This is a genomic window from Gemmiger sp. An120 (assembly GCF_002160955.1).
Classification (GTDB): Bacteria; Bacillota; Clostridia; order Oscillospirales; family Ruminococcaceae; genus Gemmiger_A; species Gemmiger_A avium.
Map to the genome: position 1 here is coordinate 48848 of NZ_NFLN01000010.1, position 14610 is coordinate 63457.

General features: G+C 70.4%; 17 protein-coding genes. All 17 read right to left on the reverse strand.

Annotation, left to right across the window (positions count from 1 at the left end; translation table 11 throughout):
- Positions 1-2: 2 nt before the first annotated feature.
- The 17 genes from B5E65_RS09595 to B5E65_RS09675 are packed head-to-tail and all read right to left on the reverse strand — an operon-like array spanning position 3 to position 14602.
- On the reverse strand, positions 3-1055 hold the full coding sequence (locus B5E65_RS09595; RefSeq protein ID WP_087171555.1) for a pyridoxal phosphate-dependent aminotransferase: 1053 nt from the start codon (positions 1053-1055) through the stop codon (positions 3-5).
- Between the two features lie 13 nt (positions 1056-1068).
- Positions 1069-2034, reverse strand: coding sequence for an adenosylcobinamide-phosphate synthase CbiB (gene cbiB / locus B5E65_RS09600; protein WP_087171556.1), 966 nt, complete (start codon positions 2032-2034; stop codon positions 1069-1071).
- Positions 2031-2630 carry a histidine phosphatase family protein gene (locus B5E65_RS09605; protein ID WP_087171557.1) on the reverse strand — a complete coding sequence of 200 codons (600 nt, stop codon included), beginning with the start codon at positions 2628-2630 and terminating at the stop codon, positions 2031-2033. Before B5E65_RS09605 ends, cbiB begins: the two co-directional genes overlap by 4 nt.
- Positions 2627-2965, reverse strand: a complete 339-nt coding sequence (locus tag B5E65_RS09610) for a bifunctional adenosylcobinamide kinase/adenosylcobinamide-phosphate guanylyltransferase (RefSeq protein ID WP_087171558.1) — start codon at positions 2963-2965, stop codon at positions 2627-2629. The genes B5E65_RS09605 and B5E65_RS09610 overlap by 4 nt, the downstream gene beginning before the upstream one ends.
- A complete protein-coding gene (locus tag B5E65_RS09615; RefSeq protein ID WP_087171559.1) occupies positions 2962-3741 on the reverse strand; it encodes an adenosylcobinamide-GDP ribazoletransferase in 780 nt (259 codons plus the stop codon). The genes B5E65_RS09610 and B5E65_RS09615 overlap by 4 nt, the downstream gene beginning before the upstream one ends.
- Positions 3738-4286 (reverse strand): bifunctional adenosylcobinamide kinase/adenosylcobinamide-phosphate guanylyltransferase, encoded by a 549-nt coding sequence (locus B5E65_RS09620; protein ID WP_087171560.1) that lies wholly within the window; start codon positions 4284-4286, stop codon positions 3738-3740. The genes B5E65_RS09615 and B5E65_RS09620 overlap by 4 nt, the downstream gene beginning before the upstream one ends.
- On the reverse strand, positions 4283-5377 hold the full coding sequence (gene cobT / locus B5E65_RS09625; protein ID WP_087171561.1) for a nicotinate-nucleotide--dimethylbenzimidazole phosphoribosyltransferase: 1095 nt from the start codon (positions 5375-5377) through the stop codon (positions 4283-4285). The genes B5E65_RS09620 and cobT overlap by 4 nt, the downstream gene beginning before the upstream one ends.
- A gap of 19 nt (positions 5378-5396) precedes the next feature.
- A complete protein-coding gene (locus B5E65_RS09630; RefSeq protein WP_087171562.1) occupies positions 5397-6749 on the reverse strand; it encodes a cobyrinic acid a,c-diamide synthase CobB in 1353 nt (450 codons plus the stop codon).
- Positions 6746-7954: a precorrin-6y C5,15-methyltransferase (decarboxylating) subunit CbiE gene (gene cbiE, locus B5E65_RS09635; RefSeq protein WP_087171563.1), complete on the reverse strand. Its 1209-nt coding sequence runs from the start codon at positions 7952-7954 to the stop codon at positions 6746-6748. The genes B5E65_RS09630 and cbiE overlap by 4 nt, the downstream gene beginning before the upstream one ends.
- The gene (gene cobK, locus B5E65_RS09640) at positions 7939-8691 is read right to left on the reverse strand and encodes a precorrin-6A reductase (RefSeq protein WP_087171564.1); all 753 of its coding nucleotides are present in this window, start codon (positions 8689-8691) and stop codon (positions 7939-7941) included. The genes cbiE and cobK overlap by 16 nt, the downstream gene beginning before the upstream one ends.
- Entirely contained in the window at positions 8688-9425 is a 738-nt protein-coding gene (gene cobJ, locus B5E65_RS09645) for a precorrin-3B C(17)-methyltransferase (RefSeq protein ID WP_087171565.1), read from the reverse strand. The genes cobK and cobJ overlap by 4 nt, the downstream gene beginning before the upstream one ends.
- On the reverse strand, positions 9418-10416 hold the full coding sequence (locus B5E65_RS09650; RefSeq protein WP_087171566.1) for a cobalt-precorrin 5A hydrolase: 999 nt from the start codon (positions 10414-10416) through the stop codon (positions 9418-9420). The genes cobJ and B5E65_RS09650 overlap by 8 nt, the downstream gene beginning before the upstream one ends.
- The gene (cobM, locus tag B5E65_RS09655) at positions 10413-11168 is read right to left on the reverse strand and encodes a precorrin-4 C(11)-methyltransferase (protein ID WP_087171567.1); all 756 of its coding nucleotides are present in this window, start codon (positions 11166-11168) and stop codon (positions 10413-10415) included. The genes B5E65_RS09650 and cobM overlap by 4 nt, the downstream gene beginning before the upstream one ends.
- Positions 11169-11171: 3 nt before the next feature.
- The gene (cobI, locus tag B5E65_RS09660; protein WP_343286398.1) at positions 11172-11900 is read right to left on the reverse strand and encodes a precorrin-2 C(20)-methyltransferase; all 729 of its coding nucleotides are present in this window, start codon (positions 11898-11900) and stop codon (positions 11172-11174) included.
- Positions 11879-13018 (reverse strand): cobalt-precorrin-5B (C(1))-methyltransferase CbiD, encoded by a 1140-nt coding sequence (cbiD, locus tag B5E65_RS09665; RefSeq protein WP_087171569.1) that lies wholly within the window; start codon positions 13016-13018, stop codon positions 11879-11881. The genes cobI and cbiD overlap by 22 nt, the downstream gene beginning before the upstream one ends.
- The gene (locus B5E65_RS09670; RefSeq protein WP_087171570.1) at positions 13008-13784 is read right to left on the reverse strand and encodes a sirohydrochlorin cobaltochelatase; all 777 of its coding nucleotides are present in this window, start codon (positions 13782-13784) and stop codon (positions 13008-13010) included. Before B5E65_RS09670 ends, cbiD begins: the two co-directional genes overlap by 11 nt.
- Positions 13781-14602 carry an energy-coupling factor ABC transporter ATP-binding protein gene (locus B5E65_RS09675; RefSeq protein WP_087171571.1) on the reverse strand — a complete coding sequence of 274 codons (822 nt, stop codon included), beginning with the start codon at positions 14600-14602 and terminating at the stop codon, positions 13781-13783. The genes B5E65_RS09670 and B5E65_RS09675 overlap by 4 nt, the downstream gene beginning before the upstream one ends.
- Positions 14603-14610 lie beyond the last annotated feature (8 nt).

Below are 14610 nucleotides of genomic sequence, written 5' to 3' on the forward strand. Positions count from 1 at the left end.
CCTTACAGCACCTCCTTCATTGCCTGCAAAAAGGCGTTGTTTTCCTGTTCGGTGCGCACCGCCGCCCGGTACCAGCCGGGGCCCAGGCCGGGATAGTTGGCGCAGTCCCGCAGCAGCACTCCTTTGGCCCGCAGCCGGGCGGTCAGGTCCGGTTCCGGGCGGGAGAACAGGATGTAATTGGCTTCACCGGGTATCACCCGGCAGCCCAGCGCCGCCAGCCCCGCCGTCAGGCGCGGCCGCTGCCCGGCTACAAGGGCCCGCAGGCGGGCGCTGTACTCGGTTTCCTGCAAGGCGGCCAGGCCCGCCGCCTGCGCCTCCACCGACACCGCCCAGGGCTGGCCGCAGGCCCGCATCCGTTCCAGCAGTTCCGTGTCGGAACAGAGGGCGTAGCCCAGCCGCACCCCGGCCATGCCGTACCACTTGGTAAAGGCATTCAGGATCACAAGGCCCGGATGGGCGGCCAGTTCCCCCCGCAGGGTATGGGCCGCCGGGTCGGCGAGGAATTCATTGAAGCACTCGTCCACCACCAGCTTTGCCCCCGCCGCTTCGCAGGCGGCCAGGATGCGCCCCAGCAGCGGCCGGGGGGTGGTGCGGCCCGTGGGGTTGTTGGGCTCACACAGAAACACCAGATCCACCCCGGGGCGGATGGCGGCGAGAAAATCCTCGGTCAGGAGAAAATCGTTCTCCGGCCGCAGGGTATACCGCTGCACCCGGCAATCGGTAAGGGCCAGGGCCTGCTCATACTCGGCAAAGGTAGGGGCGGTAACCAAGGCCGTTTTGGGCCGCACCGCCAGCACCAGCCGGAAGATCAGGTCCGCCGCGCCGGCCCCGCACAGGATCTGCTCCGCCGGCTGGCCCAGATGTTCCGCCAGCCCGGCGCGCAGCGCCCGGCAGAGCGGGTCCGGGTAGAGATGGGCATTTTCCAGCGATTGGGCCATGGCCCGGCGCACCCCGTCGGGCAGGCCCAGCGGGCTTACGTTGGCGGAAAAATCCAGCGGCATCCCGCCATACTGGGCTTTATACCCGGCCCAGTCGCCCCCATGGATCAGCGGCATCGTCCATCCCCCTTTACAGAATCCACGCAATCACAAACCGCGCCGCCGCCAGCAGCGCCACGGCCAGAAAACCCGCCGCGTACAGCATCCGCCCGGCGCGGGCGATGTCCACCGGCTCAATGGGGCGGCTGTCGTCCCCGATGGTGGGCTTTTCGTACAGCTTGCCGAAATAGTAGGCCGGGCCGGCCAGCTGCACCCGCAGCGCCCCGGCCATGGCGGCCTCGGTCTGGGCCGAGTTGGGGCTGGCGTGGCAGCGCCGGTCCCGCCGCCAGATGCGAAAGGCTCCGGCTGCCGACTGCCCGGTCAGGGCCGCCGCCGCCACCAGCAGCAACGCCGCGCCCCGGGCGGGCAGATAGTTGGCCACATCGTCCAGCCTGGCGGCTGCCCGGCCGAAGTACAGGTACCGGTCGTTCTTATACCCCACCATGCTGTCCATGGTGTTGATGGATTTATAGCACAGCGCCAGCGGCGCGCCGCCCAGGAACATATACAGCAGCGGGGCGGCCACCCCGTCGGCAAAGTTCTCGGCCACCGTTTCCACCGCAGCCTTGGTGACCCCGGCGGCGGTAAGGGCGCCGGTATCCCGCCCCACGATGCGGCCCACCGCCTTGCGGGCGGCGTCCAGCGTGTCGCCGGTGAGGGCCCGCTGCACGTTGCGGCTTTCGTCCCGCAGTCCGCGCATGGCCAGCGCCTGCCAGCACCAGAACGCCTGCACCGCAAACCCCAGCGCCGGATGCACCCGGCCGCAGATCCAGACCACCAGGCCGGTAACCGTCAGGGTGCCCAGCGGCAGCACCGCCGCCAGCACACAGCCCGCCGCCAGCTCCCCTTTCGGGGTGGCGGGGAACACCCGGCGCAGAACTTTTTCCAGCCGGGTAATGCACCGGCCCATGAACACCACCGGATGGGGCATCCAGGCCGGGTCGCCCAGCGCCAGGTCCAGCACAAAGCCGCAGACAGCGGCCAGCAGCACGGTCATCGGGTTTCCTCCTTTGTGTAGCACACCTCTCCCACAAGGCGCAGGGTGCGGCGGGCGGCCCAGTCGTCCGCATCCAGCACATACCCTGCCCCGTTGCCGGAGCACCACTCATAATAATCCCGCCGGGGCTCGGCGTACCGCTCCATCACCGCCATCTGGGTGCCGCCGTGGGCCAGGATGACCAGCTCAGATTTTCCGGCGGCCAGGGCCTCTTCCAGCAGCTGCACGAAGGCGGCGCAGGTACGGTCGGAGAACTCGTCCCGGCTCTCGCCGCCGGGGCAGCGGCCCCGGCAGTCCTCCCCCACCCAGGCAATGTAGTCCGGGTCGCGCTCCATCTCGATGTAGTTGCGGCCCTCAAATATTCCGAAGCACATCTCCCGCAGATCGGGCACCGGAACCAGCTGAGAGTTGGGGAACAGCACGCGGGCGGTATCCACGGCCCGGCTCAGGGGGGACACATATACCGTTTCCGGATCCCACCCGGCGCAGCGCAGGGCAGCCCGGCCCTCCGGGCACAGGGGGATGTCCCGGGTGCCCTGGTATTTTTTCACCGCGTTGTAGGCGGTAAGCCCGTGGCGAAGCAGATAGACCTTCATTCCGGCAGCCCCCCTTTCAGCGGCAGGGGCAGGCCGCAGAACACCCGCACCACCCGCTCGGCCCGCGCCGCCAGCAGGCATGCCAGACGGCCCGCGGCTTCCCGGGCGGCCCGCTCGGCCGGGTCGGCGGGCACCACGCCCGCGCCCACCTCGGTGGCGATGACCACCTCATACCGGGCCAGTTCGTCGGCCAGAGCGGCCAGATCGGGGGCGGTGGCGGCCCGTTCCTGCACATCCCAGACGGCGCGGGCGGGCAGCTGCTGTTCGGTGCAGCCCAGAATTTTTTGGGCATAGGCCCGTTTGCCGCTGTACAGCGGCCCTGTAATGAAGATCATACAAGCCTCCCCGCGATCAGCTGCCCGGCGGCCAGCGCCGCCAGCATCCAGAGTTCCGCCCGCTGCACGAACCACCCGGCCAGATCGCCGGACAGCCCGCCGAAGCGGCGGCAGATGTCAAACCGGTATTGGGCAAAGGTGGCCAGCACCGCCAGCATCATGGCCGCGCCGATGGCCCCGTAGGCCGCCGCCATGCCCAGTGCCGCCGCCGCGGCCACTACCGTCAGCACCCGGCGGCAGCGGCGCTTGTCTGCGCCGGTGGCAAAGGTGTGGGCAAGGCCCGTGTTCTTGGACAGCGGGAATGTGGCGATGGCCCAGCCGGAGAGCGCCCGCTCCAGCACAAAGCCCAACCCCATGGCCAGTACCGCCCGGGGGGTGGGTTCCACCGCGGCGCAGAGGGCCAGATAGGCGGTAAAGTAGACGCACAGCCGGATCACCGCAAAGGCCCCGCAGTGGGGGTCGGCCAGAATCTCCCGCTTGCGCGCCGGTTCGGCGCAGCTGGCCAGGGCGTCGCTGGTATCGGCGTAGCCGTCCAGGTGAATGCCGCCGGTGATGAGCACCGGGGCCAGACACAAGCCGCCCGCCCGCAGCAGGGGCGGAAAGGCCAGCGCCCCCGCCAGCCAGGCCCACCCGGCCCAGGCCAGCCCGCACACGATCCCGATCAGCGGGAAGGCGCAGAGGGCGTAGCGCATATTGCGCTCGTTCCAGACCGGCTGCGGCACCGGAATGGCGGAAAACATCGCAAAGGCCACCGCAACCGTGGCAAGTGCCGTCATACAAACACCTCGTTTTCGCTTTTATACCAGACCGGCAGCCCGCAGACCACCTCGCACACCTCGTCCGCCCGGGCGGCCAGCGCCCGGTTGACCCGGGCCAGCAGCCGCAGATAGGTGTCGGTATCCCCGGCGTACTGATTGCCGCCGCTGAACACCTCCCCGGTGACGATCACCAGCCGGGCGCAGGTGGACAGGATCTTGTCCACCCCGGCCAGGATGGAGGCTTCGGCCGCTTTGGCGCTGCCCGCGCCGTTGGGACTGAACAGCTCGTTGGCGGTCAGGTTGGTCATGCATTCCAGCAGCACCGCCCCGCCGGGGGGAACCAGGGCGCCGGGCAGGTTTACCGGGCTTTCCACGGTGGAAAAGCCCTTGGTGGCCCGCATGGCCCGGTGCCGGGCCACCCGGGCGCGGCACTCCTCGTCAAAAATCTCCATGGTGGCGATGTAGTGGCGGGGCAGCGGACCGGATTCCAGGATCAGCCGCTCGGCAAACTCGCTCTTGCCGCTGGCCGCGCCGCCCGCCACCAGGGTGAACCGGCCGCTCATAGGGCTGCATCCTCGCCGCCCAGGGGCAGATAGGTGGGGATGCCGCTTTCGCTGAAGGTATAGCACCCGGCGTAGACCGCCAGCGCCATATCCAGCAGCGGCATGGCCGCCACCGCGCCGGTGCCCTCCCCCAGCCGCATCCCGGCGGTGATGAGAGGCTTTTTATCCAGCGCCGCCAGCAGCAGATGCCCGGCGGGCTCGGCGGAAACATGGCTGGCCAGAATGGCCTTGGCGGCGGCCGGGCACAGGCGCACCGCCAACAGGGCGGCCACCGCGCTGATCACACCGTCCGCCAGCACCGGCACCCCATAGAGCGCCCCGCCCAGGAACGCCCCGCACATGCCGGCGATGTCAAAGCCGCCCACCGCCGCCAGGACCCCCAGCGGGTCGGCGGGATCGGGGGCGTTGACCGCCAGGGCTTTGGCAATGGCGGCCTTTTTGCGGCGCAGCCCTTCATCCGAAAGGCCCGCGCCCCGGCCGGTCATGGCCTCCACCGGCTGGCCCAGCAGCACGCAGGCCACCGCGCTGGCGGTGGTGGTGTTGCCGATGCCCATTTCCCCGGTGGCGAACAGCCGCACACCGGCCTCTTTATGCTGGCGCACCAGCTCGATGCCGGTCAGGATGCCCTGGGCGGCCTGCTCCCGGCTCATGGCCGGGCCCTGGGTCATGTCGGCGGTGCCGTTGGCGATCCGCCGGTCCAGCACGCCGGGGGTGGCGGGGAAATCCTCCACCCCCATGTCCACCGGCACCACCGTGCAGCGGGCCGCGGCGGCCATCTGGCAGACCGACGTGTTATGAACCGCCAAATTGCGGGTGACGATGCGGGTGACCGAGCTGTCGCTCTGGGCCACGCCCTGGGCCACCACCCCGTTGTCGGCGCAGAAGACCAGCACCTCCCGGGGCTGGAGTGCGATATCCGCGCTGCCGGTGAGGGCGGCGATATCCTCCAGCGCCGTTTCCAGCAATCCCAGGCTGCCCAAAGGCTTGGCACAGGCGGCCCAGCGGCGGGCCGCTTCGGCGCGGGCCGCTTCATCCGCGGGGCCGATCCGGGCCAGCAGCGCGGCCAGACGATCCTGTTGTGTTGTTTCCATCCTCATTTCCCCTCGATTCTCACAATATCCCGGCCCACTGCCGGGCGGCGTTTACAAAGCGGGCGGCCATGCCGGGCGTGCCCGCCATATACAGATGGCCGAACGCCGCGTACAGCCCGGGGCGGGAAAAGCCGCAGCCCCAGCTTCGGCCGGTCACCGGCTTGCGGGCGGTGAAGTCCGTGCCGCAGGCGGTGCTGTCCCAATGATGGAATTCATGGATGGGGGCGGTTTGCCCCGCCTCCAGCAGCAGGCCGGAGGTTTCGGCAGTGATGCGGGCGTAGCCGAACCGCACCAGCCGCCCTTTTTTGTAGCCCGCGCCGGGCAGCGCCCCGGCCATGGGCCAGTGGCGGCCCCCGGTGTCCTCCAGGCTTTTGCCCAGATAGAGAAAGCCGCCGCACTCGGCCACGGTGGGCATCCCCTGTGCCACCGCCCCGGCCACCGCCCGGCGCATGGCAGTATTCAGGGCCAGCGCCGGCGCGTGGAGTTCCGGGTAGCCGCCGGGCAGGTAGAGCCCGGCCGCCCCGGCGGGCAGCGCCGCATCCCGCAGCGGGCTGAAAAAGCAAAGTTCCGCGCCCGCGTCCCGCAGCGCGTCCAGCGTTTCTTCATAGCAGAAGCAGAACGCCTCGTCCCGGGCCACCGCCAGCCGCACCGGCGTTCCGGGGCGGGGCGACAGGTGGGCGGGCGGTATATCCGGCTGCTGGCAAGCGGCCAGGAAAGCGGGCCAGTCCAGCGTTTTGCCCAGCTGGTCGGCCAATGCGTCGATGCGGGCGGTCAGGTCCTGCACCTCGGCGGCGGTGTAAAGGCCCAGATGGCGGCTGGGGAACCGGGCTTCGGGCATGGGCGGCAGCCAGCCCAGCACCGGCAGGCCGGTTTCCCGGCGGATGACCGGCGCCAGCGCCGCCGCCATGGAGGGGCTGCACTCGTTGAGCAGCACCCCGGCGATGTGGCTGGGGGCGCGGAAGGTCTGCAGCCCCCGGATCAGCGCCGCCAGCGTCAGGCAGGAGCCGCCGGGCCGCAGCACCAGCAGCACCGGCAGGTTTAACGTGTTTGCCAAATGCCAGGCCCCGGCCTCGGGGGTGGAGCCGCCCACCCCGTCGTAGAAGCCCATGGCCCCCTCCACCACCGCGGCCCCGTGCCCGGCGGCGTAGCGGGCGTAGAGGGCGCGCACGGTGGATTCATCCGACAAAAACAGATCCAGGTTGTGGCTGGGCACCCCCAGCACCGACCGGTGGAACATGGGGTCAATGTAATCCGGCCCGCATTTGAAGGCGCAGGGGTCAAGGCCCCGTTTGGCCAGCAGGGCCAGCAGCGCGCAGGTAAGGGTGGTTTTGCCGCTGCCCGAGGCGGGCGCGGCCAGCAGACAGCCGATCATGGGCAGTTTGCCGCAACCAGCGTGATGGGGTTCGCGGCCTCCATGAGATGCAGCCCCGCCACGGCGCGGGAACGGCTGACGGCGATCTGCACCGCCTGCGCCGCCTGGCCCCGGGCCGCGAAGGCCGCCAGCGCGGCGGCCAGCGTTTCCGGCGCGATGGCGGACACGCAGATGCGCGCGGCGGGGTTCTTTTCCAGCGCGGCGGCCAGGATGGCATCCATATTGCCTTTTGTACCGCCCACAAACACCGCGTCCGGGGCGGGCAGGTCGGCCAGGGCGGCGGGGGCCAGCCCTTCCCGCAGATGCAGGTTCCAGGCGCCGAACCGCCGCCGGTTCAGACGGATCAGGTCGCAGGCGGCGGCATTCTGCTCCACCGCCCAGACCGCGCCGCCCCGGGCGGCCAGCGCCAGCTCGATGCTGACGCTGCCGGTGCCCGCGCCCACGTCCCAGCAGGTTTCGCCGGGCTGCACCCGCAGACGGCTCATAGCCGCGGCCCGCACCTCCCGCTTGGTCATGGGCACCTTGCCCCGGCAGAACAGCTCGTCCGGCACGCCGGGGCCCATCACGCCCGGGCGGGGCGCGGCCTCGGCCAGCAGCACGCTCAGACCGTCAAAGGACATGGCAACGCAATCGGCGGCGGTGGTATGGGTAATGCGCTCGCCGGGCAGGCCCAGCCGCTCCCCCACCGTGACCGGCAGGTCGGGCAGGCCGGCGTCCCGCAGACGGGCCGCCACCCAGGACGGGCCCTGGGTGCCGCCGGTGAGGAAGAACACCGGCTTGCCTTCGGCCAGTTCCGCCGCCGGGTCGCACAGCACGCCGTGGGCGGACACCAGCCGCCAGTTCTGCCAGGGGCGGCCCAGGCGCGCGGCCAGCAGCTGCACGCTGGACACACCGGGCAGCACCCGGGCAGGGATCTCCGCCGCCTGCAGCAGGGGCAGCAGCCCCGCCGCGCCGGAGTAAAACCCGGTGTCCCCGCTGAGCACCACCCCGGCGCGCACGGCGCCCGCCTGCCGGGCGGCCAGCAGCGCGTCCCGCACGGCGGCGGGACGGGTGGCGGCAGTGCGCCGGGCGGTGCAGCCGGCGGGCAGCGCGGCCAGCAGCCGCTCGGCCCCTACCAGCCAGTCCGCCCCGGTCAGGGACGCGGCGGCTTCGGCGGTGAGGGTTTCGGCCCCGCCCGCCCCCATGGCGATCAGATCGACCTGCATTGTATCATCTCCCTGCATTGCTCGCGCACTTCTTCATAGCTATACTCCGGGCCGTCCTGCGCAGGGCGGCCCAGCACCACCAGACGGGCGCCGGTGGCCCGGGCGGCTTCGGCCTTATCGGCAAAGCCGCCCGCCGCGCCCCCGTCCTTGGTGACCAGCCAGGCAATGCGGTACTCCCGCAGCATGGCTTCATTAAAGGCCCGGGAAAAGGGGCCCTGCAAGGCCAGGATGTGGCTGTGTGCCAGGCCCGCCGCCTCGCAGGCGGCCAGGCTGGCTGCCGTGGGCAGCACCCGGGCCCAGACCCGGCTTGCCAGGTCACGGTAGCAGCCCACCGTGTTGGCCCCGGTGGCCAGCAGGATATTGCCCGCCTGCCCCGCCAGAAAGCGGGCGGCAGCATCGGCATCCGGCAGCAGCACGCTGCCCGGGGGCAGGGTGCTTTCCGGCCGGGCCAGCCGCAGCCGCCGCACCCCAGCCTGTTCGCAGGCGGCGCGGATGTTGGCGCTGGCCGCGGCGGCGTAGGGGTGGGTGGCGTCCACGCAGAGGTCCTGCCCGGCCAGGGCCGCGGCCATAGCCGGGACCTCCATGCGGCCGGTGAGGACGGTAAGGCCGGGGATAGCCGCCAGCTCCTCCGCGCCCAGGGGTGTGGCCACGCTTACCGTGACCGCCGCCCCCATGGCTGCCAGATCCGCCGCCAGCAGCCGCCCCTCGGTGGTGCCGCCAAACAGAAAGATCTTCATTCCTTGGCCTCGTAGCCCCGGGGGGTGACCATCTTGTCCCCCAGCTGCCGGGTGGCGGCATTGCCGATGAACACGGTGGTGAACATATCCACCGATTCCTCCCGCAGCCGGGCCAGGGTCATCACCCGGCTTTCCTGCCCGTCCCGGCCGATGTTGCGCACCCAGCCGCAGACGGTGTCCGGGCTTTTGCCCGCCGCCAGCAGGATGTCACAGGCGCGGCGCAGATAATCCGCCCGCTTGCGGGAGGAGGGGTTATACAGGCAGACCGCAAAGTCGCCCTCCCCCGCGCAGCGCAGCCGGGTTTCGATGGTGGGCCAGGGGGTGAGCAGGTCGGACAGGCTGATCACGCATAAATCGTGCATGAGCGGCGCGCCCAGCACCGCCGCGCCGGCGGTGGCGGCGGTCACGCCCGGCACCACCTCCAGCTCCACGCCGGGGAACTCGCCGGCCAATTGGTAGATTGGGCCGGCCATGCCGTAAACGCCCGCGTCCCCGCTGCACACCATCGCCACGGTGCGCCCGGCGGCGGCGATTTCCAGCGCCCGGCGGCACCGCTCGATCTCCCGGGTCATGGGGGTGGTGTACACCTCCTTGTCCGGGTAGAGGGGACGCACCAGATCGATGTACACGGTATACCCGCAGAGCACGTCCGCCTTTTCCATGGCGGCCCGGGCCGCCGCGGTCATTCCTTCCGGGCCGCCGGGGCCCAGGCCAACAATATACAGTTTATTCATCCTGCCACCGCCAATCCGGGGCAAAGGGCGCCAGGGCCAGTGCCATGGTCACGCCGTTGCCCGCCTGTTTTTGAAGATAGAGTTTTCCGCCCGCGGCCAGCACGGCGGCCCGCTCGCAGACGTTGTCCACGCCGGTGACCCGGCGCACAAAATCCGAGGAGGTAAACGCCCCCGGCGCGTTTTGCAGCTGCTGCGCCGAAAACACGGTCAGCGGCCAGCCGTGGGCCCGGCAGAACGCCGCCAGCCCCGGCTCGTTTTGTTTCAGGTCGATGGTCGCCACTTCCCGGATGGCCGCGGCGCACACATCCCCCGCCGCCAGCAGGGCGGCCAGGGCCTGTTCCAGGGATTCCCGGGACGTGCCCCGGCGGCAGCCCACGCCCAGCACCCCGATGGGGGGGATCAAACGCAGCGCGCCGGTATCGGCACCGGAAAGGCCCAGCGACACATCCGCGGCGCTTTGCCCATCGGTCAGGGTCACCCCTTCGGGGGGCGTACCGGCAACCGGCCAGCGGCTGGCCACCGTGACCGTTCCCCCGGCCAGCAGTTTGCCGGAAACGGTGCGGATGCGGCCCACGTCCAGCAGGCGAAAGCCCTGCACCCGGGCCCACTCGTCCACCGCGAACCGCCCGTTCACGTCGGTGGCGGTGGTGATGACCGGGGTGCCGCCGCAGGCGGCGGCGATGCGCCGGGCCAGCCGGTTGGCGCCGCCCAGGTGGCCGCTGGCCAGCGGGATGGCAAACCGCCCCGCTTCGTCCACCGCCACCACCGCCGGGTCGGTGGCTTTGCTTTGCAGGTGGGGCGCGATGGCCCGCACCGCGATGCCCACCGCCCCCACAAACACCAGCGCGTCGGCACTGGCAAAGGCGTCGGCGGTCCAGCCCACCAGGGTGACGGCGCCGCCGCAGCGGACGGCCTCGCCCCCGAGAAGCCCGGCCAGCCGCTGCGCCAGCGCCAGCCCCTTATCGGTAAAGGCCAGCAGCCGGACGGTCATTTCGACGCCTCCCGGAATCCGGTGGCAAAGCCCGGATCATACAGGCAGCTGCGGTCGTATTCCGTGCCCAGGAAATCCCCCACCAGCACCAGGGCGGTGTGGGTGATGCCATGGGCTGCGCCGGTTTCGGCCAGGCGGCCCAGCGGGCAGCGCAGGACCTTTTCCTCCGGCCAGGTGGCCTTATAGACCAGGGCGGCGGGGGTGGTTTCGGTGTACGCGCCTTTCAGCAGTTCGGTCTGCAGCGCGGGCAACATCCCCGCCGAGAGGAACACCACCATGGTGGCCCCATGGGCGGCCAGGGCGGCGATGCTTTCCCGTTCGGGCACCGGGGTGCGCCCGGCCATGCGGGTGATGATGACCGACTGGCTGACCCCGGGCAGGGTATACTCGGCCGAGAGGGCCGCCGCCGCGCCGCAGAAGCTGGACACGCCGGGGGTGTCGTCGTAGGGGATGTGTTCCGCGTCCAGCACGTCCATCTGTTCCCGGATGGCCCCGTACAGGCAGGGGTCGCCGGTGTGCAGCCGCACCACGTCCTCCCCCTTGCTTTGCGCGGCGCGGATGACATCCAGCACCTGTTCCAGGGTCATGTGGGCGCTGTTGTAGACGGCGCACCCCTCCCGGCACAGGCCCAGCAGCGCCGGGTTGACCAGGCTGCCCGCGTAGATGACCACATCGGTTTTGCGCAGCAGTTCCTCACCCCGGCGGGTGATCAGATCCGGCGCACCGGGGCCCGCCCCCACAAAATGTACCATGGATCATTCCTCCTCTTTCACAATGATGGTGGCGAAATAGCCCGCGTCCACCGGCGCGGCGTCCTGGGACAGATCGGGCCGGACCATCTCGTCCGGCAATCCGCAGTTGCAGACCATGCCGCTGTGCTCCAGCAGGCCATGGGCGGCCAGGCGCTCCAGCACGGCGGGCATCTGGCGGCCGCTCTTCATCAGCACCTTGGTGCCGGGCAGCGCCAGCGCCTCGTCCAGCGCGTCCAGATCGCCGCCGGGCAGAATGTGCAGCGGGGTGCGGATGCCGGTCAGGCTGGTGTTCAGCCGGGCGGCCACCGCGCAGAAGCTGGTGACGCCGGGGATCATCCGGGTTTCATAGCCCTGTTCTTTCAGAATTTTGGCCAGATAGAGGGCGGTGGCGTAAACCGACACATCCCCCAGGTTCAGCATAGCCACGTCCTGCCCGGCGTCCAGGTACTGCCGCACCTGCGCCGCCGCGGTTTCGTGGGCGGCGTGCTGGGTGGCCTTGTCCCGGGTCATGGTGAAGTGCAGCGGCAGGATGGTCTTGCCGGTCAGGTCCGCCGCCTGCTTGGCGATGGAGAGGGCCAGCATCTCCCCGCTGGAGGTCTGGGGCGCGGCCACCACCGGGCACCGCTCCAGGGTGCGGATGGCTTTCAGGGTGATAAGTTCCGGGTCGCCGGGGCCCACGCCCACGCTGTAATAGACGCCCTTTGCCGGTTTCATTGCAGTTTCATGTTCCATGCCTGTACGATCTCCTTTGCGCCCGCGGTCATGCCCAGCAGGCCGTATTGATTGGTGAAAAGTGCCGCTCCGATCTGATAGGCACCGCCGGCGCGGCGGGCAAGCCGCTGCTGGATGGCTTCCAGCAGGCTGGCCAGCACCGGGCCGCGCAGACCCGCTTTGTCCAGCACCTCCAGCGCCGCGTCCACGGTGGGGGTTGCCAGCAGCGCCCGGCAGGTTTCGGTATCCGCGCCGCAGACGGCGGCGTGGGCGCAGAGCAGTTCGGCCCGGCAATCGGCGGTGCGGCTGTGGGTGTTCATCACGCTGCCCGCCAGCTTGACCAGCTTGCCCGCGTGGCCCACCAGCAGCACCTGGGTAAAGCCCTGCACCGCCGCTTCGTCCAGCGCGTCCCCGATAAAGTTGGAGCAGCAGACCACCGGCACCGGGGCCGGGCCCAAAGCCTGCAGAAAGGCTTCCCCGTAATGGCCGGGGGTCAAAATCACCCGGTTTTCTCCCCGGGCGGCTGCCTGCCGCAGATCCAGGGCGATGGTGTCCAGCAATGCCCGTTCGCTCATGGGCTCCACAATGCCGGTGGTGCCCAGGATCGAGATGCCGCCCACAATGCCCATATGGGGGTTGAAGGTCTTTTGGGCCAGCTGCTCCCCCCCGGGCACACAGATGGTCACTGCCAGGCCGCCCGTTTCGCCGCAGGCGGCGCGCACCGCCTCCACCTCGGCGGCAATCATCGCCCGGGGCACCCGGTTGATGGCCGCCGCGCCGGGGGGCTGATCCAGCCCGGGCAGGGTCACGCGGCCCACGCCGGGGCCGCCGTCAATGGTGATGTCCGCCCCGGCTGCCCGGGCTACCCGGGCTTCGATCAGCGCGCCATGGGTGGCGTCCGGGTCGTCCCCGCCGTCCTTGACCACAGCGCAGACCGCTTCCGTTCCCTCCATCCCGCACCAGGCGGGCCGCACCGTTACCGTCAGGCCCGCAGGTGTGAGCAGGGAAAGTTTTTCCGGCGCGGCGCCGGTAAGCAACAGCCGGGCCGCGCCCGCCGCCGCCAGCGCCGCGCAGCTGCCGGTGGTATAGCCGCAGCGCAGCAGCTTGTCCCCGCTGCGGACATAGTGTTCAAAGGCCATCGCGCATCAGCTCCTCCAGCCGGGCGGCGTACAGTGCCCGCACCGCTGCCAGCCGGGCCAGGCCCTGCATATGGCAGCGTGCTTGGATGCCCGCCGCGGCAAGACGGCTTTTCCAGCTGTCCGGCTCCTCGCCGGCCATATCGTTGAGGGCGTGGTCCCCGGCCACCAGCATAAAGGGGGCCAGCTGCACCCGGGCGATCCCGTCGGCCTGCAGCTGGGCCAGCACCTCGTCAAAGCCCGGCCAGCCCTCCACCGTGCCCACATAGACCCGGTCCGCCCCCTGCAGGCGGAACGCCGTCTGCAGCGCCGGGTAGACCATATTGGCAAAATGGGCGGTGCCGTGCCCCATGAGCACCAGCGCCCGGCCCTCTTCTATGGGATAGCTTTCGGTCACGCAGGCGGCCAGCGCCCGCAGCGCCGCGTCGTCCGCCATGAGCGGGCGGCCCAGTTTCAGGGTTTCAAACCGGCCGGATACCGCCTGTACCTGTTCCCGGATAGCCTCGTATTCGTAGCCGTACAGCAGGTGGGTGGGCTGCACCAGTACCCGTTCAAAGCCTTCCTCCGCCAGCCGGTCCAGCACCTCGGGCAGGCTGTCCACCGGTTCGCCCCGGGCGGCCAGGATCCGCCGGATGGTGGGGCTGGTATAGGCCCGGCGGAAGGTATATCCCGGGGCGGCGGCGGCCAGTGCCGCCTCCGCGGCCCCGATCTCCTCCCGGGCGCGGGCCACGCTGCTGCCGAAGCTGACAGCGATCAGTGCTTGTTTCATCCTGCGTCTCCTTTCGGCCCCACGGCCTGTTCCAGCTGCTCCACCGTGCGGGGCAGAGGGTTCAGCCCCAGCGCCCGCCCCGCCCGGAACAGCACCGGCTGTTCCAGGCCGCAGGTAGCCAGCAATGTGCGGTCGGCAAATATGGTTTCCGGCGTGCCGTCGGCGGCCAGCTGCCCGTTGTGGAACAGCAGCACCCGCTCGGCCCAGCGCCAGGCAAAGTCTACATCGTGGGTGGCCACCACCAGCGCCAGCCCCTGCCCGCTCAGCCGGGCCAGGTTCTGTTCCAGCAGGCGGGCGTGGGCCGGGTCCAGGCTGGCGGCGGGCTCGTCCAGCAGCAGAAGCCGCGGGTCCATGGCCAGCACATCGGCCAGGGTCACCCGCTTTTTCTCCCCGCCGGACAGGTACTGGGGCGCCCGCTGCCGGTAAGCCTCCAGCCCGAACGCTGCCAGCGCCTCGTCCACCCGGTGGGCCACCTCGTCCTCGGGCAGGCGCAGGTTCATGGGGCCAAAGCTGACCTCCTGCTCCACGGTGCCCGCCAGCAGCTGCACGTCCGGATCCTGGAACACCAGGCCCACGCCCCGGCGCAGACGGTTCAGATCCGCTGCCCGGCGCACCGGCACCCCTTCGAATATGACCTGCCCGGCCCGGGGCTGCAACACCCCGTTGGCCAGCAGAAAAAAGGTGGACTTGCCCGCGCCGTTATTGCCCAGCACCGCCACGCGCTCCCCGGCGGCCACCGAAACGGTCAGCCCCCGCAGCGCGTCCCGGCCGGGCTCGTAGGCGTAGGACACATCCTCAAATCGCAACAGTTCCTGCAAAAATGGTT